An 18706-nucleotide genomic window follows, 5' to 3' on the forward strand; every position below is an offset into this window, starting at 1 on the left:
GCGCTACCTCAGGCCGAACTTGGCTAATTTGCGGTACAGAGTTCGTTCCCCAATTCCCAATCGCCGCGCCGTTTCTTTGCGGTTCCCGCCGGTTTGCTGCAACACTTGCTGAATCAAAGCCTCCTCCATCTCTTCCATCGTAGTGTTCGCGTCAAGTGAATCAGGCCCCATAGGCTCGGCGCTCCCGACCGGCTGCTCGCCCGGCAGATTGGCGGTGATCAAATTCCGAAGCAGCCTGATCTCATTGCCGAGTGACAGTATCGCCCTGTAAATCAGTTCCTGCCCGGCCTCCTCGGCAGTGCGGCCGGTGGATACAGGCAGGTGCTGCGCCGCAGCGTGCTGTTCTGCGAGAAACTTCTCGACATCGTCGGTCTCCACCAGACCGGCCGGCTTGAGTGCGGCCATGCGCGACGCAAAATTGCGCAACTGGCGCACGTTGCCGGGCCAATCGTACTTCATGAGTCGTTCCAGCGCACCGCCCGAATAATCGAGCCCCTTCTGATCGCGCCAGAAGTGCTGCAGCAGCGGCTGGATATCGCCGCGTCGTTCTAGCAGCGGCGGCACCACCAGCTTAACCGCCGAAATCCGAAAATACAAATCCTCGCGGAAGCGGCGATCGGCGATGGCTTCAGTCAAATCACGATTCGTGGCCGCGACCACCCGCACGTTGGCGCGCTCCGGCACCGACGAACCGACCGGGTAAAACGTGCCGTCTTCGAGCACGCGCAGCAGTTTCACCTGCATGTCCGGCTTGGTTTCGCCGATTTCGTCGAGGAAGATGGTCCCGCCTTCGGCTTTGCGGAAAAGTCCATCGCGCTTGCCGACCGAGCCGGTGAAAGCTCCCTTCTCGTGGCCAAACAGCTCCGACTCGAGCAGCCCCTCGGAGATTGCGCCGCAGTTGATGGTCACAAACGGTCCTTTTGACCGTGACGATGATTGATGCACCGCCCTGGCGACCAGTTCTTTTCCGGAACCGGACGGTCCGACAATCAGCACCGATACATCTGTCGGTGCAATCCTGTCGATCATCCCCGCCAGCGCCCTGAGCGCGCGCGATCGGCCGATAATCCCGTACTTCTCCAGCAGTTTCTTGTCCGAGATGATCTGCGAGATGCGCTTGGCGATACCGTCAGTGCCAAGATCGGAGGGCATGGCGCCGTCGAAAAACGGCTCGACCTCGTGGGGCGACGTGTCGCTCTCGACCAGTTTCCATATATCAGTCAGACCGTTCGGGCGGCGGATCTTGATCGCCACCGCTTGGTTGACATCGTGACGATTCAGATCGACCAGCACCAGGCTGATTGTCCGCTCGCGCACGAGCTGGTAAACCTGCGCCATAGTCGTTACCGGCGTACCGATAGACGCCCAACTGATCCCTGTCGCGGGGCGCTGTTTTTCATCGGTCAGGATAACAACATCTGAAATCATATCTCTGCGTTTGTCTCCCAATCGCTATACAGACCGACTCAGCTTCGCTTGCGGCGGCGTTTTTTGCCAACGCCGTTTTTTTTCGCTTTTGCCTTCTCCGGCTTTGGACGGATCAAAAACAAGTCGATCTCATTGCGGGTCCGGTCGACTTTCATCACGCCGACTTTCACGGCATCGCCCAATCGATAGATTCTCTTCGTGCGCGTGCCCACTATCCGGAAGTTCTGTTCATCGTAGCGATAGAAGTCATCATCTATGGATGACACCCGTACCAGGCCTTCAACTCCCAGGCGATCCAGCCGCACGAAGAAACCGAAGGGCATCACGCCGCTGATCACTCCGGTGTACTCGTCGCCGAGATGCGCGGCCATGTACGCGACTTGTTTGACTCGGACCGCCTCGCGTTCGGCCGCCTCCGCCATGCGCTCGGTTTCGGAGCAGTGTTTGCCCACGTTGTCAATCACGCTTTCAACTCGCCGTGCAAACGCCACCGGGTAGCGTTTCCCCTTGAGCTTGCGAAGCAGCCGGTGCACGAGCAGGTCGGGGTAGCGGCGAATGGGCGATGTAAAGTGCGTGTAGTGCGAGAAGGCCAGACCGAAATGTCCGATATTCTCGCGCTGATAGACCGCCTTGGCCATCGAGCGCAGCAAGAGCTCGTTGATGAGATCAACTTCCGGCGCATCTTTCACGCTATCGAGAAAGCGCGAGAATTGTATGGGACGCATCGTTTTCGACACTGGAAACTTGTAACCGAGCCGCTCCATCATGTACGAGAACGCCTCCAGCTTCTCCAAATCGGGCTTGTCATGCACGCGATAGAGAAACGGCTGAGCCTTGCGAAAGACCTCAAGTGCGACCGCCTTGTTGGCCGCCAACATAAACTCCTCGACCAGGCGGTGCGATTCCAAGCGCACACGGCTGCCAAGCTCGATTACCTCGCCGTCCTTGCCGAGAATGATCTTCGCCTCGGGCAGATCGAAATCGAGCGAACCTTCCGCGAAACGCTGCTTGCTCAGCAGTTGTGCGAGCCGGCGCGCCAACAGAAGATTGTCGGCTACTGTTGCGACATGACTCGCCACCGGTTTGCCGTCGAACAGGTCCTGCACCTCCTCGTACGACAACTTGGCTTTGGAGTTGATAATCGTGTCGGCCAGTTGCCACTTGTGCATCCTGCCCTGGCGGTCAAAATCGATAAACACCGAATGGGCCAGCCGCTTGCGGTGCGGCTTGAGCGAGCAGATATCGTTCGACAACACTTCCGGCAGCATCGGGATGACCATCCCCGGCAGATACACCGAATTGCCGCGATTGAACGCCTCGACATCTAGCGCCGACCCGGCCTCCACGTAGTACGAGACATCGGCGATATGCACGCCGAGACGATACCCATACGCGGTTTCTTCGACACCGACTGCGTCATCATGATCTTTGGCGTCGAACGGGTCGATCGTATAGATACACTCGTGGCTGAGATCGAGACGGTGCGACTGTGAATCTTCTGCTAACTTTGCGGCGGCGCGCTCAGCTTCGTCCATGACCTCGGCTGGGAACGATTCGGGAAAGCCGTAACTCTTGACAATTGTCAGCATATCGACCCCAGGATCGTTGGGGAAGCCGATCCGCTCGACAATCCGCCCTTCCGGATTGAGATGCGGATCGTCCCAGAGGGTCAACTTCGCCACGACCTTCTCACCGTTCTGTGCGCCGTCGGTAGCATCGATCGGGATATAGATGTCACGATGAATGCGCGGATTGTCGGGAGTCACCCACGCGAATTTGCGCTCAGAGTGAAACACGCCGACAATGTTCCGGTCGGCCCGCTTGACAATGCGGATGACCGAGCCGGCCTCGCGACCTTCGACTTTGCCCTTGAGCCGGACCATGGCCTGGTCGCCGTCGAGCGCGGTGTGAAGGTCCCACGACTGAATGAGGATGTCCGGCTCGACACCCTCGCGCATGAGAAAACCGATCCCTTTGCGGGTGATCGACATGGTGCCCACTATGACCCCCAACTGATCCGGCACACCCACGCGACCGCGCTTGAGATTGATAAGCTCGCCGCTGTCGATGAGCTGTTTGACGCCGCGTCGCAGCGCCTGGTAATCCGTCTGCGGGACACGCATGGCGGTGGCGATTTCCTTGATTTTCATGGGGCGGTCGGCCTGAGCCCGGATGAAATCGAGGATAGTTTTCTTGTTCAGGGGCATGGGGTTAAGCTATAGCGGCGGCCCATGTCAGTCAAGCCCTAATCTGCCATTTTGGCAGGGTGATAGAAACTGTCATTCCTGCGGAGGCAGGAGTCCAGACAAGGTTGACTGGGTACGTCACCCATGTTGGTGACCTCGACAAGTCTTTTCAGACCCTACTTTTTCTGATTGCTGAAAGCAGACCGATGTTCCTACTTTCCCTCTTGTTGCTCTAGTATGGTATTCAGGAGGACAGAATGGTAAAAATCGACGAGATTTGGCCAATCCTCACAACGTTCAGTGAGGAGGCCATTGCTGCCGCGCTCGGAAAGTGTGAGGAACTGGGCTTTGACAAAACGCGCGGCGAAATTTCCCTTGAGGAATCCCTCATAAATCTAAAAAATATGAAAGCGCTTCTAGAGGATGCCATCCAGAGCAAGAAGCTAATACAAATACCTCTATCTATTCAAAATTCGATCCACGGTGAACTAACTGCGATCTCAAAAGCTCTGGTGTCCCTGGCTGGCGGCGTGGATGAGGTTGTGAATTTGAGCTCGTCTATTGAACGCTTGTTTACTCTCACTTGGCAAAGTCGCTTGCAAGACCTCTCCGGTCAAACCGCGGTATACAAAGATACAGAGAACCGTCTCAAAAACCTCGAGATTCAAGCACAACGTGTCGTGAACGAACTGACACAAGCCCTCGATCTACGGGATAAACTCCAGAACTTGGTTACACAGCTGGAGGAAGCTCAGACCAACTTTGCTACCCAATATACCCTGATCAAGCAGAACGCGGATGAGTCAACCAAAGTGAAAACCGATATAGATACCCTTGGTGGTGCCGCTACTAATACTGTTACTCAGATAGAGACAGATAGGGACAAGGTATCCAAACTACTATCCTCGATTGAGGCCGTGAAAACACAGGTGGACCTCCGGGACGGCGAGATCAAGGAATACAAAGACTCGGTTGCTGAGATCAACACCAAAGCTGACGACTTGGTTTCTAGGCTGAATAAGGAATTGAAAAATACCTTTGAGACCAGAGATGATATGGTGGAAAAGCTCAATCAAGTGCACGATCGCGCAGAGAGTTTACTGCCCGGTACTACGAGCGCGGGATTGGCACATGCATTCCGTCAGCGGAAGGAGGACATAGCGAAAACGAAGAAATTATGGTTCATCTATTTCGCGGCGTCGATACTTAGTTTGGTTGGATTTGTTATCTTGATAGTTCTGGAGTATCCCTCAGGCACTGCCACGCAAACTAACGCCGACTGGTGGCAACACGTACTCCAGAGAACTCCGCTGACATTTCCGTTTATTTGGGCCGGTTGGTTTTTTGGCAGAAATTTCGGCCACATGATTCGCCTCGAAGAAGTCTATGCTTTTAAGGAAACGGTCTCTCGATCTTTCGAGGGTTATAAAACCCAGATGTCTGAGGTATCGGCTGATAAGGGGCTGCCGTATCTCTGCGAGGAAGCAATCAAAATTCTCTCTGCTTCACCTCTTTCAATTTTCGAAAGACAAACGTCCGATGAGACCCCGGTCAATTCATGGTGGGATAGGGTATTCAGTAGGAAGCCCCAGAAGGAGTAATCATAGAGAATTGATCTCCAGGTTCGTAGGGCAGGGCCCCTTGGTGGTCCTGCCATCATTGGCAGGTTTGAAGCAGACCTGCCCTACAAGACTCTTCGTTCACGAGGCCCCAAAAGGAAGGCCTGCGGGTGCGGGCCTTGACAATGGCTCACGTGACACATGAGCCGCAACGAGGAGGAAGGTTGCGATTCGCAATCCTGAGCCGTCGGGCAGGGTCGCCCGACGGCACGAAATCTCAACCCACCCCAAGGGGTGGGGCACCCTAGCGTAAGTCTTACGAACGGCCGCCCATGCTGTGCTTGCCGCAACCGGGAGGGCACGCCTTCTGCCCCATGCCTTGTCCCTGGCACGGCCCCATGCCCTGGCCCATGCCGTGCCCCATGCCGTGGCCCCGGCGCTCTTCGCGGCGCTCCTCGCGCATCTTCTGCAGTTTCTCGAACTGCTCGTTAGTCAGCACGCCGCGCATCTGCTTGTGGTGGCCGTACTTCAGTTTCTGCACGTCGGCGCGAAGGCGCGCGACATCGTCGATCATCCGGCCAACCTCAGCCTCCGGCGCGTTCTTGTCCATCATCAGCGTGCGCAGACGAATTTCCGCCTTCTCGACCTCCGCCTCGCGGTCGATCATCTGCATCCGGAACTCGACCTGCATCTTCTTGAGCTGATCGCGCTGCTGCTCACTGAGGCCGAGTTCGTCAGCGAGCCCGATCAGATGGCCGATACCGGGGTGATCGTCATCCCCCATAGGGCCGCCGCGATGCATCCCGCCGCCCATGCAGCACTGACCGGGTCCCTGCCCCATCCCACGACCCTGCGGACAAAACGGACCGTCGCCGGATCCCGGTTGCGCGAATGCGGCCAGCGGCAGAAGAAGTGCGACCGCCGCGATTGCGAACAGTTGTTTTTTCATAGTGTGGTTCCTTTCTACCGACATTCAGTTTCTTATGTTAATGATTGCGTCATAGCCATATCCATCGACCCACAGCAGAGCTGTGGGCTACCGGTCTTATGATTCGTAGGGCAGGACCCCCGTGGTCCTGCCATTATAATAGTCACCGCGATGCGTTGATGGCACGAGCGCAGGGCTCCTGCCCTACGAAAACTACCGGGTTATTGCCGTTGCGAATCCCACCCGTTGGGTGGGGTACAGATGCCACAATCATAGTTCATCCCTCGCCTTCCGGTGATCCGGGCGCACCCATGCCGCGACGGAAGCGGCCCACCTGCTCCAGCAGCTCCGCCTCAAAACGCTTATGGAAGATGATGAACTTACCGGTCTGTTCCGGGGTCAGCATCCCGCGCATCCGATCGACAAACGCCATGATGTTGCCGTGCCGCTCGACCTCGAGCGCCTTCACCTGATCGATCAGAGCGTTGATCCGAGCGTCAGAGCCGGCACCGTCGTGTATCACCTGCGCGAGTGAATCCAGCGCCTGGTCGGTGCGGGTGTCGAGCTCGCGCTGACGCTCCCGCATTGCATTGAACGCGGTCAGGAACGGCACCTCCTGATCGGGTTTCAGATCGAGCAGCTCGAGCATTTTGAGGATACGCAGCTGTTCGAGATGCTTCCGCTGCTGCATCATCTCGTGATGCATCCGGCGACGCTGCTCGCGCGGCATCATCATTCCCTCGTCTGGTGCCTGCGCCAGCATACACCCGGGCATCGGACGGCAATCGAAGTGGCCGGCCGGTTCCGCCGACGGAACAGTCAGGTCATCCGCAACCGTCACTGCGAATGTGAGGACACCGCTGATCAGCACAGCGCCAATTAGCTTCAGGCTCATCATAGCAAATCTCCAATCTCGAAATGTTCTTCGAGATATTTCATTTCTTCCTCGCTTATGTCGTCCAGTAAGCTCTCACTCGCGCCGAGGGGAGCGCTTGAGCTGAACTCATCTATCAGCACTCTGACCATGTCGTCATCAAGCTCAGTGCCAAGATCACCCGTGAGCAACAATGTCAGATTGTCAGTTGTAACACCTGTCGATGTTAACGACACGCCATCCTCGCTCATGCCCTGCATTTGACCAAGTTCGTAAGCGCCGTAGGCGAACAGGGCGATCGCCGCGGCCGCCGCGACGCGCACCAGTGGTTGAAGCCATCGGCGAAAAACCGGACGATATGACCGGCGAGGCGCAATCCGACCCTCCACCATCCGAACGGCGTGCTCGATCTCAGCAAACGTCAGGGCGATATTGTCATCGTCACCCAGTCTCGGAGCGAGATTGATCAGCTCATCACGGTAAGCGCGACAAGATTCGCAAGTGCGAAGATGATCTGCAACCTCAGCCGAAGACTGATTGGTCCCGAAATCAAGCTCGAGCTCTTCGCGCACCTTATCGCAGTTCATACCTGCCATCCTTTTTCGAGGGCGTGGGCGCGAAGCTTGATAACCGCCTCGCGGTAACCGGTTTTGACCGTCCCCACCGCCCGATCCAGCGCTTCGGCGATCTGCTCGAACGGCATCTGCTTGTAAAACCGAAGCTCGAAAATTGCCCGCTGTTGCGGCGGCAGGCCGGACATGAACTCCCGCACCCTGTCGGCCAGCTCGCGGCGATTTAACTGTCTTTCCGGATCGGGGGCGGATGATTCCAGATCGTCGAGAGTTGACCCGCTCTCAGTTCCGTGCCGGGCTGCACTTCGCAGATGGTTGAGCGACTTGTTGGTTGCGATTCGGAACACCCAATTGGCAAAGCCGGCGTCGCCCCTGTAGGTCCGCAGATTCTCCCAGGCCGAAACGAAAGTATCCTGGGCCAGCTCTTTAGCGATTTCCATGTCGCCGGTCATTCTATATGTCAAGGCAGTTACGCGTGTCATCAGTTGCCTCACGATGACGGAGAAAGCCTGCCGATCACCGGCCAGCGCCTTTTCGACCAGACTTTCCATCGTCTCTGGGGCTGAATCCGTCATATCACCATTTCTACCTTGATGACAATTTACCGGGGCGAAAGATTAATGCCCACAAAAGAAAACGGCCGGAACGAGTTCCGGCCGAAAACTGGCAAGCGGCGCGGCTCAGTCGCGCCGACTTTTTTCCAGAACCTTGGTGTACTTAATGAAATCCTCCAGAACCTTGCCGGTCCCACGAACGACACAGGTGAGCGGGTCCTCGGCGATATTGACAGGCAGGTTGGTTTCCTGGCGAAGGCGTTTATCCAGCCCGCGGAGAAGCGCCCCGCCGCCGGTAAGCACAATCCCGCGCTGCAGAATGTCGGCGGCCAGCTCGGGAGGAGTTTGTTCGAGCGCCTGCCGGACCGCCTCGACTACAATATCCAGCGTTTCGGAGAGCGCCTCGCGAATCTGCACCGATGAAACAGTCAGGTTTTTCGGCACACCTGCCACCAGGTCGCGCCCCTTGACCTCCATCGAGAGTTCCTTGTCCAGCGCGTAAGCGGAACCGATTTTGATCTTGATATCCTCAGCGGTCAGCTCACCGATAAGCAGGTTGTAGTTCTTCTTCAGGTAATTGATGATTGCCTCGTTGAACTCATCGCCGGCGACACGAATCGACGTATCATTGACTATCCCGTTCAGGGCGATCACCGCGATCTCCGATGTCCCCCCGCCGACATCGATCACCATAATGCCGCTGGGCTGATCGACCGCCAGGCCGACCCCGATCGCCGCGGCCATCGGCTCCTGAATCAGATACACCTCGCGGGCGCCCGCCCCCTCGGCGGAGTCCCTCACCGCTCGCTTTTCGACCTCGGTTATCCCTGACGGCACCGAAATCACCACGCGTGGCTTCATTATATATTTGCGCTTGACCACGCGGCGGATGAAGTCGGCAATCAGCCGCTCGGACATGTCGAAATCGGCAATCACGCCGTCTTTTAGCGGGCGAATCGCCTCGATCCCGCCGGGCGTACGGCCAGTCATTTCTTTCGCGGCGGAGCCGATCGCCAGGATTTTGCCCGACGATTTTTCCACCGCCACCACCGATGGTTCGTTAAGTACGATCCCCTGATTGCGGACATACACCAGCGTGTTGGCCGTTCCGAGATCGATACCAATGTCGTTTGAGAGCAGATCGAAGAATCCCAAGTTAAGTCCTTTTAGCCACGTTTGTAATCTATGGGCCGGTCCCGACGACCATAAAGTGCCTACAGCCTATATCGTGCGTTGTCGGCGGTAAGTTTACCGGTTTGAGCGATTTAGGGCAAGCTAAAAGGGTGGCGCTGTCTCCGGCGTCGCGCAAAGAGTCGCCGTAAACGGCAATCGCGGATGTACGTGCCAGTGTTGACGCAATCCAGCCGGCGGGATATCATCCCACTATGCGATTCCAGATCTATGACGTCTCCGCACAGAGACCTTTCGAGGGCAACCCAACCGGTGTTGTCTATGCCGACCACTCCCTCGAGACTGACCTGATGCAGCGTCTGGCCAATGAGCTTTCCCTCCCCGACACTATCTTCCTCCTGCCCGGCAGCCGGCCGGACCTGCTTTTCACGTCGCGTACCTTCACACCCTACCAGGAACTCGAAATATGCGGACAAGGCCTGGTCGGGGCGGTGTACGCCCTGATGGAGGACCGGGACATTCTATCTGGCCAGCACACCGTCGAAACCGCAATTGGCAACAGGGAAGTCGTGATCGAGCGGCACGACTCACTGTCAGTTTTTTGCTCCCTGGGAAGGCCGACGATTACTGAACTCCCAAGTGACCAACGTCTGCAGATTGGTGAACTTCTTGGTCGGACTCGAATCAAACCGGATATGATGGCGTTTGTCGACCTGGGGCGAAAGCGCCTGATCTTGGACGTGCGGCATTCGGAACTGGAGCGTGTCGACCTCGCTCGTGCACAGGTAATAGCCATCTGCCGCACGCTCGGGATAACAGAAGTCGTGTTGTGCGCGTATGGAAATGACCAACCACCGTTGGTACGTTCGCACCACTTCACAACTTCGCTTCTGGGTGCGGAAGATGCCGTCACGGGAGGGGCGGCCGGTGCCATTCTGGCGTTCTACCGACACGCTGGAGAGAGCATCGATCAACTGCGCATCCACCAGGGTGATTTCGCAACTCGCGGCGGCCTGGTGATTGCCAGATTTAATCCGTCCGATAACGAGATCCAAATTGGCGGTGACGCGGTGAAAATCGCTGACGGTGGGCTCTGCGTTTGAGACGATCAGTGCAGCGGTGATTTCTACCAGCACCTCCGCGGGTTCAGGCGACAAGCAGATTGGGAGACGTTGACCAGCAGGGTTCCACCCCACGGGCGCTAGCTTAGCGTTCGAAGTCGTGCATGGCGTACCTCCCGGTGCGCCAGGTCCCTGGGGCATACCGGTCGTTCTGCGACGCATGGGGCCGTGGTGGACAGGACGTTCACCACGCACAAATCTGTAGCTGGTAGTCAGGGAAAGACGAGGACCCCGGATCAAGTCCGGGGCAGGATCTGCCGCCCACCATTGATCCGGACTTCTGCCGCTCACGGAACTTTCGGCAGACACGGAGGGTTGCCGATCATAAGCAAGATCAGTACTTCGCAAAGCCGCCGGGGAGCTCGGAGCCGCGGCGCGAAGGTGTGCGAGGCGCTGAATCCGCGGATTCGCTTGCGTTTTGCTCGTCCGCCCAGCGGTCGGCCGCGCCCACGATCCCCTTCAGGCGCAGATCGAGATCATCCGGGTTCGACGCGTTCGCCATCGCCTCTTCGAACGAGATCATCCCCTGCTTGTACAGCCGCATGATCGACTGATCAAACGTCTGCATGCCGTACTGTACGTTGCCGGCTTCCATCAGGTCCGGGATATCTACAGTCTTGTCGGGATCCATGATGCACTCTTTGATCGCACCATGATTGACCATGATCTCCAGCGCAGGCACGCGGCCGGGCATGTCGCAACGGGCCAACAGGCGCTGGCAGATGATAGCCTTGAGCGTGCCCGCCAGCAACAGACGAATTTGCTGATGCTGGTGAGGCGGGAAGAACGACACGATACGCGTGATGGTCTCGACGACGTTCAACGTGTGCAGGGTGGTCAACACCAGATGGCCGGTATCCGCGGCGGTCAGCGCGATTGACATTGTCTCTAAATCGCGCACCTCGCCGATCATGATCACGTCCGGGTCCTGTCGGAAAGCATGGCGAAGTGACGTGGCGAATGACTCGGTATCCCCGCCGACTTCGCGCTGCGAGATGATCGCTTTCTTGTCGCGATAGATATACTCGATCGGGTCTTCGACGGTGAGGATATTCATGGCTGAATTCGCGTTGATTTCCTCTATGACCGCCGCCAGTGACGTCGACTTTCCCGAACCCGTAGTGCCGGTGACAATAATAAGGCCGCGCCGCTCCCTGGCCAGGTCCTTGGCTATCTTGGGCAGGTTCAATTCCTCGAAACCGGGTACAACCGTGTTGACCGCACGAATGGCGATACCGGTGGTGCCGCGCTGACGAAACAGATTGATACGGAATCGACCCAGCTTGGCCACCGACAACGCCAGATCCATCTCGTTCTTGCGCTGGAAGCGCTCGAATTGCTTTTCGTTGAGGATCTGGCCGACCACCTGTTCCATGGCCTCGATCGTGATCGGATCGGTGGCGATATGCTGAAGGGAACCGTTGACCCGCAGGTGCGGCCGTACCCCGACCCGGATATGCAAATCCGAAGCCTTGCGGTTGAGCATCTCAACCAGCATCTGCTTGAGATTCATGGAAGCGCCTTTCCCGAGAACCGGGAGGTCAGCTCGTGGGATCGATCAGGAAGAGAACCTGGCCGAATTCGACCGGCTTGCCGTTTTCCACCGTGATTTTGACCACCCGACCACTGACTTCCGATTCAATCTCGTTCATCAGTTTCATTGCCTCGACAATACACACTACCTGGCCCTCGGTAATTCGCTCATTGAGGGACACGTACGGGTCGGCGTCGGGCGCCGGTGACCGATAAAACGTGCCTACCATGGGCGACTTGATCTCGACCAGGTTACTGGTATTGTCGGCAACTGGTTGGGATGGTTCAGCCGGAACTTCCCGGGGCGGGGTCGACGCGGTGGCCTGGGGGGACCCCAGGGAGGGCATCGGAACGACGTTTCCGCCGTTGTTGTGGCCGTTGGGATGCGCGCCGAGACGCTGGGTGATGCGCACCTTGCGGCCCCAACTGGAAACTTCCAGCGATTCAATATCTGACTCTTCAACCAGGCGTATCAGGCTTTTGATATATTTCTCTCTCATTGGACTCCTCCCTGACGGCCGATAGCGGCGGCCGCGCAGGGCCTCCGACAGTGGCAAAACCCAAGCGATAGGGATAATACCGTTTTCGGGTTATAGCTCCAACAAGTTTTTTGGCGCCCGGTTCAGGACCCGACAGCCATTGCGGGTGACAAGTACATCGTCTTCGATCCTGACCCCGCCCCAGCCGCTGATATAAATGCCGGGCTCCACTGTTACTACGTTGCCCGCCTTGAGGTTATCGTCGGCCAGAGGCGAGAGCCGGGGACCGGAATGGATTTCCATGCTGATCCCGTGGCCGGTCCCGTGGCCGAAGTTCTTGCCATAGCCGGCCCGTTTGATCAGGTCACGGGCGGTTTTATCGACCATTTTGCCGCTCGCCCCGGCCTTGATCCTGCGGATCGCAGCCAACTGAGCCTTCAGTACCGTATTATACACTTTCTTCTGACGGCTGGTGGCCCTGCCGACTACTACGGTGCGGGTGATGTCAGAAAGGTACCCGCCAACAGTCGCTCCAAAGTCGAAGGTCACAAAGTCACCCTTCTGCACTTTCTTTGCGGATGCCAGCCCGTGGGGCATGGCTGCGCGGTACCCGGAGGCCACAATCGTCTCGAACGCCGGCTTCTCCGAACCAAGCATGGCCATCTGGTACTCGAGTTCCGCCGCCAGCTCCCGCTCCCGAATTCCGGGGATAACCAGGTTCAGAATGCGCTCGAACGCCCGGTCGGAGATGTCGACCGCTTCTTGTATGCTGGCCAATTCCGACCCATCCTTGACCCAGCCGAACTCGGCGAAGACCTTTTCGGCGGGCACCAGCAGGCAGCCGGGGAGGTGTTTGCGCACCTGTTCGGCGATCGCCATAGTCATCGTGGCGGCGTCGTACCCCAGGCGAAAGTTGGCCCCACCAAGTCCCGGGCACTCCTTGAGGGCAGCGATTTTGGAGCCTTTGACGATCTCGACCTTCGCGCCACGCACCGACTTTCTGGCATCGTCGGTGTACCTGAAATCGGTGAACAGAAATGAACTTCGACCCGCCAGAACCAGCAGGCCATCGAGGTCATCGTGGCCGTAGAAACCCGTGAGGTAACGAACCTGATTGCGGTTGACAACAATCAGCCCGTCGAGATTGCTTTCCTGAAGTTGGGCGCGAACAGCAGCAAGACGTTTTGCGGACATAGTCAGTCATCCTTATCTCTTTTTTTGCTCTCAGCGAGGCTAAGTTTTTCGGTGATGCGGGGTGAGTCACTCTCGAGGCTCAGCTTGCGAAACACTCGCGCCGCCAGTCGAGGATACCCCTGGGCGAGATAAAGGTCGCCGATCGTTTCGGTATAAAACGGTATTTCCCGCAGGTTTTCCGCCACCGAGTCGGCTTTTGCCTCGGCGCGGCGTGTCAGTGTGATGGTTCGAGTTGTTTCCGTACGATGGCGTACGATATCGGATCTTAACCCGCGGCAGAACGGGTCGATCTCGAGTATGCGGCCGTAGTTGCTCATAGCCGAGACGACATCACCGGCCTCAAAGGCGATATCTCCCAGGTATTTGAGCGCGACAATGTTGACCGGATCCAGCGCCAGGACCCGCCGGAAATGTGCAGCCGCGCTCTCGGCCTGACCTGAGCGGAAGAGCGCTTGAGCGTACACCAGCCGCCCGGACACCAGATCGGGCCGGCTCTCGAGGTTTTCTCGGCAGAGCGCAATGGCATCGGCGTATTTCCCCTCGCTCAGGCGTTTGACGGCAATCGCGACCCAGTACCCGTCCGCCGCCAGACGGTCTACAAGCGCGGATTCGGTCCGAGTTTCAACTTGAGACATACTTACGGCTCCGCTAGCGAACACACCACGCCGACTCAGCCCAGCTTTTTCAGAAGGCGGCTGGTGGAGCGACCCGGCGTAAGCCCGATACGGCTAACCTTGCCGCCGTACGCTTTGACAAACGCGGCGCCGGCGATTTCGCTCAGTCTGTAGTCCGCCCCTTTCACGAGCACATCCGGGCGCACCTGCTCAATAAGCCGGTCCGGCCGGTCTTCATGGAAGACTACGACATAGTCCACCGATTTCAGCGCGAGCAATATCGCGGCGCGATCGCGTTGGCTCTGGACTGGGCGCGCAGATCCCTTGAGGCGGCGGACAGACGTATCGCTGTTGAGGCCCACTATCAGCACGTCGCCACACGACTTCGCCTTGGCCAGATACTCGACATGGCCACGGTGAAGGATGTCGAACACACCGTTGGTGAACACCAGCTTCTTGCCCTTGCGCCGGAGACGGTCAGCCAGGGCGGCTATCTTGTTGCGAGGTACGAGCATGAACGGCCTGTCCAGCAATAAATCAGATCCTGGCGAGCTCGGCCTCCAGGCGATTTACGAGAGTGTCGAGTTGGTCGATGACCGCCTGAATGGCCTCGGGCGATGTCATATCGATACCGGCTGCTTTCAACTGCGCCATCGGGTAATTGTTGCCGCCCGCTTTCAGCAGGGCCAGGTATGCGTCCAGAGATTTGTCGCGGGTTTCAGGATCGCTGGACCGGATCCCCTGTACGATCTGCGCCGACGCCGCAAAGCTGGTGGCGTACTTGTAAACATAGTACGGGCTGGAGAAGAAGTGCCCGATTCGGGTCCAGTACGAGTAGTAAAGGCTGTCTACCTCAATCGCCTCTCCGTAGTAATCGCTCATGAGTTGCCCACAGATGCCGCGGAGCGATTCGGCGGTCACTGGTTCGCCTGTCTCCACGAGCTGGTGGGCCTGCCATTCAAAATCGGCGAACATGGTCTGCAGGTAGAATGTCCCCTCGATGTTCTCAATCGCGCGCTGGAGCATGGCCACGCGATCCTCCGGCGAATCGGTGCGCTGCATCATGTAATCTAGCAGCAGCGCTTCGTTGAGAGTCGACGGCACCTCGGCGACAAAAATAGTCGAGTATACGGTGGCGTAGGGCTGATTCTCGCCCGAGTAGTTCGCGTGAATGGCGTGTCCCGCCTCGTGCGCCAGGGTAAAGACCTCCTCCAGCGTGCCATTGAAGTTCATCAGGATGTACTGTGGGGTGCCGTAGGCGTCCGACTGAAACCCGCCGGTGTACTTGTCCTCATTTTCGTAGACATCGATCCGCCGCCCGCCAAAAAGCTGCCCTAGCCGCCGGGCGTAATCGTCGCCTAGCGGAGCCATCGCCTCGTACATCCACGGCACGACCTGATCATACTCGTAGCTGTGGTCGGAGCTAATCAGCGACGCTTGGCGGTCAGACCAGTAGTAATGCTCCAGATCGAGCGCCTCCTTGCGCAGTTGATGGTATTTTTGGAGCGGTCCTGTGCCCTTTCGCACCGTGCTGATCAGATTGCGGTACACCTCGCCGGGGACATTATCGCCGTCAAGAGCCGCCTCCAGCGTCAGTTCGTAATTGCGCGCCCGAGCCAGCGCCCAGTCGCGCTGAAGAATACTGTTGTACATGGCGGCATAGGTGTTGATATAGCTGTCGTAAGCCTTGTAGAAAGTCTGAAATATCCGGCGGCGCTCCTCCTGGTCCCGGTTGGTGCGCATCTGGTACCAGACCTGGCCTTCGCTGAGCAGAAGCGTATCCCCACTCACGCTTATATACGTGGGATACTGGATGTCGGAGTAAACGAAACCAGAATAAACAGCGTCCACAGAGCTGTTGAAAGTTCCGAAATATGAAAGCAGCCGTTCCCCTTTTTCATCCAGATAGTGCGGCTTCATGCGAAACAGGTTGTCCAGCCAGTAGCGGTACGGAGTTAGAGCAGGCTCCCGGTCCAGCCATTTCCGAACCGTCTCCGAGGATAGCTGCAGCAATTCCGGCTCGAGCCAGGATGCGGCTTCGGCCAGGCGAGAACGCAGGTTCTCGGCCCGCTGATTGCGAGCGGTTAGCTCGTTGTCGCCTATCGCCGTGGCCAGATTCAGATCGGCAAAGAGCGAGACCCGGTCGACTTTCATCCCCACCTGATCCCGGAACTCGAGCACTGTCGCCAGATCCTTGGGGGTTTTCGAGGCCCGCCCTTTGAACGAACCGAAAGAGTCCATCATGCCGGAGGCCGAGTCGTACGCACGTTCCCAAGCCGCCCGGTTCGGATAGATATCGCTCAGGTCCCACCTGTACTGTTCCGGGATCGAATCGCGCACTCGAGTGGCGGGTGCGCTTAGCACAGAATGCGAAAGCAGCAGGATTGCTGCGACCAACATAGTCAGTCGTGTTTGATTGAACCGTAATCCCAGGCTGTTCATATGGTGCAAACCTCTGGTCGTGAGACAGTGATTTCCAATCGGCAATATCCGAGGCGTTACGCCGCGGTCCTTGCGTTTCCCGATACTCACGGATACACGAACTTCTTGCTCTGTGACTCAGAAATAGTGTTTTTTACCGGCATGCCGCTCGCGGTCAGCTCGTAATAAAAGGCCTCCTGACGCGACGATTCCGTGTGAGAAAGCATCGATTCGAACTCGACCAGCCACTCCCGCCGTGTCGAAAGCCCAGCCTGCCGCTGGGCGGCCTGTGACGCGGCGTCTCCTCCCAAACCGAAGAGCTTATTGACGTCATCGACTGTCCTATCGGACAGCCGGGCCAGTTCGGCCGGATTAGTGCTGGACGTGATCAGCAGCTTGCCGCACAGTTTTGATCCGATTCTGACAGTATCCACCAGTTCGCTGATACCGTACGATGTCAGCCTCCCTTCGACCGGTAGGGTGGGATAGGTGGTATCGCAGTAAGCCTGGCCCAGGCGCATTTCGCGCTCCACAAACGGGGAGAACTTGGCATTCCAGGTTTCGATTTCCTGCTGCTCAAGGACCTGGGCCGTGACGGCTTGTCGCACCGCCGCGGCTGTATCCGCTCCGACCAACTGGTCGAGTTTGTCAAGCAGCTCCTGGAAACCGGACACCCGCGTTATCCGGCCGGATGCATCTATCTGGAACACGATATGGCCCTGGGAAAAAAGTCCCACCAGCGGATTAATCACCGGTTGCCCGTCGCGGAAAACGATCACCGTATCGGTCAATCCGGACAGTTGGTACCCGCCGGGGACTGCCACCTGGGAGTGACGGGTTCTGGTCCAGGTGCTGTCGACCATCTGCTGCTGGTCCTGAGCCGACACCTGGGTCATCGCCAACTCGACCACAAAAGAGACTGAATCGGGCGGGTGGTAAGTGAATCTCAAGGGTTGTGGTGGTTCCTGGTTGGCAGAACAAGCCGCCAGAGCGAGCAGGGCGATACAGATGAGTTGTCTCACGATTTACGTCCTTTGGATTTGAGGGTCGGCTTCGCCTCGGCGAGACGCCCGCTGTTTAGATGGTGCTCCAGCTCTTCGCGGAGCTGTGCAACCGTAACCGAGGCCGTGCCGACCTCGGCGACTGTCACCCCGGCGCCGGCATTGGATACGATCGCCGCCTCGACCGGATCGGCCCCAGCCGCCACCGCCGAAACGTACACCGCGATAACCGTGTCCCCCGCGCCGGTGACGTCGTACACGTGGCGCGCAAAGGTCGGAATATGGGTAGGCGGGTGACCCCGCCGAAACAGGGACATCCCCTGCGGGCCGCGGGTGATCAGGATAGCTTCTGCTTCGAGCTTGTCGAGCAGCCCCTGACCGACCGCCAGGAGGTCATCCATGTTGAGAATCCGCCGCCCGAACGCAAAACCGGCCTCGTGGTGGTTCGGCGTTATGAGTGATACTCGGCGATAATGGTGGAAGCGGTTTTCCTTCGGATCGACCGCCACGAAGATCTTCTTCTTGAGACAGTATTCGACCACACTCTGGAGCAGCGACAGGGTGATCATCCCCTTGCCGTAGTCGGAGATTATCACCGCCGAAACGGTTCGGGCCGCCTTTTCAAAGCGCGCCATTATTTCGCGCTCGGCCGACGGATCCAGATCGTGGCGAGTCTCGCGATCCGCACGCACCACCTGCTGGCTGTGGGCCATGATTCGGGTTTTGATGGTCGTTTGACGGGAACGGTCCTCAACCAGGTAGTCGGTGGCCATCCCACGCTCCCGCATGAGAGAGCGCAGTTGGTCCGCTGCGCGATCGTGCCCCACCACACCGAGCAGAATCGGCTTGTCCCCCAGGGCCCGGATATTGGCCGCCACGTTGGCGGCGCCCCCCAGCAGTTGGCGCGTCGACTCGATATCCACCACTGGTACCGGAGCTTCGGGGGAAATCCGGGCCACCGAGCCAAAGAGGTACTCGTCCAGCATGATATCGCCCAGGATTAGCACCCGGGCGTGCCCGATAGCGGCGGTCAGTTGCTGGATGCGCTTTCGGCTTAAGGACATGTGGCTCCTGTTTGGAGTCGGCCCTCAGTCGACCTCGTACGATCTTA

The 18706-nt window shown here is 57.9% G+C and carries 17 protein-coding genes; 2 read left to right on the forward strand and 15 right to left on the reverse strand.

The genetic code is table 11. The annotated features are described in order from the left end of the window. Positions 1-3 precede the first annotated feature (3 nt). Together AB1772_00955 and rnr are read right to left on the reverse strand one after the other, a co-directional pair. Positions 4-1428 (reverse strand): sigma-54 dependent transcriptional regulator, encoded by a 1425-nt coding sequence (locus AB1772_00955; protein ID MEW5794903.1) that lies wholly within the window; start codon positions 1426-1428, stop codon positions 4-6. A gap of 38 nt (positions 1429-1466) precedes the next feature. Continuing rightward, positions 1467-3635, reverse strand: coding sequence for a ribonuclease R (gene rnr, locus AB1772_00960; protein MEW5794904.1), 2169 nt, complete (start codon positions 3633-3635; stop codon positions 1467-1469). A gap of 236 nt (positions 3636-3871) precedes the next feature. On the opposite strand from rnr, the gene AB1772_00965 reads away from it, so the two are divergent. Next, positions 3872-5215 carry a hypothetical protein gene (locus tag AB1772_00965; protein ID MEW5794905.1) on the forward strand — a complete coding sequence of 448 codons (1344 nt, stop codon included), beginning with the start codon at positions 3872-3874 and terminating at the stop codon, positions 5213-5215. Between the two features lie 274 nt (positions 5216-5489). Here AB1772_00965 and AB1772_00970 read toward each other — a convergent pair whose 3' ends face one another. From AB1772_00970 to AB1772_00990, 5 genes are all read right to left on the reverse strand, one after another. Next, the gene (locus tag AB1772_00970) at positions 5490-6122 is read right to left on the reverse strand and encodes a Spy/CpxP family protein refolding chaperone (GenBank protein MEW5794906.1); all 633 of its coding nucleotides are present in this window, start codon (positions 6120-6122) and stop codon (positions 5490-5492) included. 256 nt (positions 6123-6378) lie between these two features. Then, entirely contained in the window at positions 6379-6999 is a 621-nt protein-coding gene (locus AB1772_00975; GenBank protein ID MEW5794907.1) for a hypothetical protein, read from the reverse strand. After that, complete coding sequence (locus AB1772_00980; protein MEW5794908.1) at positions 6996-7562, reverse strand: hypothetical protein; 567 nt, start codon at positions 7560-7562, stop codon at positions 6996-6998. The genes AB1772_00975 and AB1772_00980 overlap by 4 nt, the downstream gene beginning before the upstream one ends. Beyond that, positions 7559-8122 carry a sigma-70 family RNA polymerase sigma factor gene (locus AB1772_00985; protein MEW5794909.1) on the reverse strand — a complete coding sequence of 188 codons (564 nt, stop codon included), beginning with the start codon at positions 8120-8122 and terminating at the stop codon, positions 7559-7561. The genes AB1772_00980 and AB1772_00985 overlap by 4 nt, the downstream gene beginning before the upstream one ends. Before the next feature lie 105 nt (positions 8123-8227). Beyond that, positions 8228-9256, reverse strand: a complete 1029-nt coding sequence (locus tag AB1772_00990) for a rod shape-determining protein (GenBank protein ID MEW5794910.1) — start codon at positions 9254-9256, stop codon at positions 8228-8230. Between the two features lie 230 nt (positions 9257-9486). Here AB1772_00990 and AB1772_00995 point away from each other — a divergent pair, with 230 nt between their 5' ends. After that, positions 9487-10335: a PhzF family phenazine biosynthesis isomerase gene (locus AB1772_00995; GenBank protein ID MEW5794911.1), complete on the forward strand. Its 849-nt coding sequence runs from the start codon at positions 9487-9489 to the stop codon at positions 10333-10335. 352 nt (positions 10336-10687) lie between these two features. On the opposite strand, the gene AB1772_01000 is transcribed toward AB1772_00995, so the two are convergent. The 8 genes from AB1772_01000 to rfaE1 all read right to left on the reverse strand — a co-directional run bounded on the left by AB1772_01000 (position 10688) and on the right by rfaE1 (position 18659). Next, positions 10688-11866, reverse strand: a complete 1179-nt coding sequence (locus tag AB1772_01000; GenBank protein MEW5794912.1) for a PilT/PilU family type 4a pilus ATPase — start codon at positions 11864-11866, stop codon at positions 10688-10690. 28 nt (positions 11867-11894) lie between these two features. After that, positions 11895-12386, reverse strand: coding sequence for an acetyl-CoA carboxylase biotin carboxyl carrier protein (gene accB / locus AB1772_01005; protein ID MEW5794913.1), 492 nt, complete (start codon positions 12384-12386; stop codon positions 11895-11897). Between the two features lie 90 nt (positions 12387-12476). Next, positions 12477-13559 (reverse strand): Xaa-Pro peptidase family protein, encoded by a 1083-nt coding sequence (locus tag AB1772_01010; GenBank protein ID MEW5794914.1) that lies wholly within the window; start codon positions 13557-13559, stop codon positions 12477-12479. 2 nt (positions 13560-13561) lie between these two features. Next, positions 13562-14194, reverse strand: a complete 633-nt coding sequence (locus AB1772_01015) for a tetratricopeptide repeat protein (protein MEW5794915.1) — start codon at positions 14192-14194, stop codon at positions 13562-13564. Between the two features lie 35 nt (positions 14195-14229). Further along, positions 14230-14688 carry a D-glycero-beta-D-manno-heptose 1-phosphate adenylyltransferase gene (gene rfaE2, locus AB1772_01020; protein MEW5794916.1) on the reverse strand — a complete coding sequence of 153 codons (459 nt, stop codon included), beginning with the start codon at positions 14686-14688 and terminating at the stop codon, positions 14230-14232. 22 nt (positions 14689-14710) lie between these two features. Next, on the reverse strand, positions 14711-16615 hold the full coding sequence (gene pepF, locus AB1772_01025; GenBank protein MEW5794917.1) for an oligoendopeptidase F: 1905 nt from the start codon (positions 16613-16615) through the stop codon (positions 14711-14713). An 86-nt stretch (positions 16616-16701) separates the two neighbouring features. Then, positions 16702-17616 carry a hypothetical protein gene (locus AB1772_01030; GenBank protein ID MEW5794918.1) on the reverse strand — a complete coding sequence of 305 codons (915 nt, stop codon included), beginning with the start codon at positions 17614-17616 and terminating at the stop codon, positions 16702-16704. Beyond that, the gene (rfaE1, locus tag AB1772_01035; protein ID MEW5794919.1) at positions 17613-18659 is read right to left on the reverse strand and encodes a D-glycero-beta-D-manno-heptose-7-phosphate kinase; all 1047 of its coding nucleotides are present in this window, start codon (positions 18657-18659) and stop codon (positions 17613-17615) included. Before rfaE1 ends, AB1772_01030 begins: the two co-directional genes overlap by 4 nt. Positions 18660-18706: the final 47 nt, after the last annotated feature.

The organism is Candidatus Zixiibacteriota bacterium (genome assembly GCA_040752815.1).
Lineage (GTDB): Bacteria > Zixibacteria > MSB-5A5 > GN15 > FEB-12 > JAGGTI01.

Bases quoted from the DNA above. Each gene is read 5' to 3' on its own strand.
- AB1772_00955 (MEW5794903.1), bottom strand. From the start codon at position 1,428: ATGATTTCAGATGTTGTTATCCTGACCGATGAAAAACAGCGCCCCGCG.
- rnr (MEW5794904.1), bottom strand. From the start codon at position 3,635: ATGCCCCTGAACAAGAAAACTATCCTCGATTTCATCCGGGCTCAGGCC.
- AB1772_00965 (MEW5794905.1), top strand. From the start codon at position 3,872: ATGGTAAAAATCGACGAGATTTGGCCAATCCTCACAACGTTCAGTGAG.
- AB1772_00970 (MEW5794906.1), bottom strand. From the start codon at position 6,122: ATGAAAAAACAACTGTTCGCAATCGCGGCGGTCGCACTTCTTCTGCCG.
- AB1772_00975 (MEW5794907.1), bottom strand. From the start codon at position 6,999: ATGATGAGCCTGAAGCTAATTGGCGCTGTGCTGATCAGCGGTGTCCTC.
- AB1772_00980 (MEW5794908.1), bottom strand. From the start codon at position 7,562: ATGAACTGCGATAAGGTGCGCGAAGAGCTCGAGCTTGATTTCGGGACC.
- AB1772_00985 (MEW5794909.1), bottom strand. From the start codon at position 8,122: ATGACGGATTCAGCCCCAGAGACGATGGAAAGTCTGGTCGAAAAGGCG.
- AB1772_00995 (MEW5794911.1), top strand. From the start codon at position 9,487: ATGCGATTCCAGATCTATGACGTCTCCGCACAGAGACCTTTCGAGGGC.
- AB1772_01000 (MEW5794912.1), bottom strand. From the start codon at position 11,866: ATGAATCTCAAGCAGATGCTGGTTGAGATGCTCAACCGCAAGGCTTCG.
- accB (MEW5794913.1), bottom strand. From the start codon at position 12,386: ATGAGAGAGAAATATATCAAAAGCCTGATACGCCTGGTTGAAGAGTCA.
- AB1772_01010 (MEW5794914.1), bottom strand. From the start codon at position 13,559: ATGTCCGCAAAACGTCTTGCTGCTGTTCGCGCCCAACTTCAGGAAAGC.
- AB1772_01015 (MEW5794915.1), bottom strand. From the start codon at position 14,194: ATGTCTCAAGTTGAAACTCGGACCGAATCCGCGCTTGTAGACCGTCTG.
- rfaE2 (MEW5794916.1), bottom strand. From the start codon at position 14,688: ATGCTCGTACCTCGCAACAAGATAGCCGCCCTGGCTGACCGTCTCCGG.
- pepF (MEW5794917.1), bottom strand. From the start codon at position 16,615: ATGAACAGCCTGGGATTACGGTTCAATCAAACACGACTGACTATGTTG.
- rfaE1 (MEW5794919.1), bottom strand. From the start codon at position 18,659: ATGTCCTTAAGCCGAAAGCGCATCCAGCAACTGACCGCCGCTATCGGG.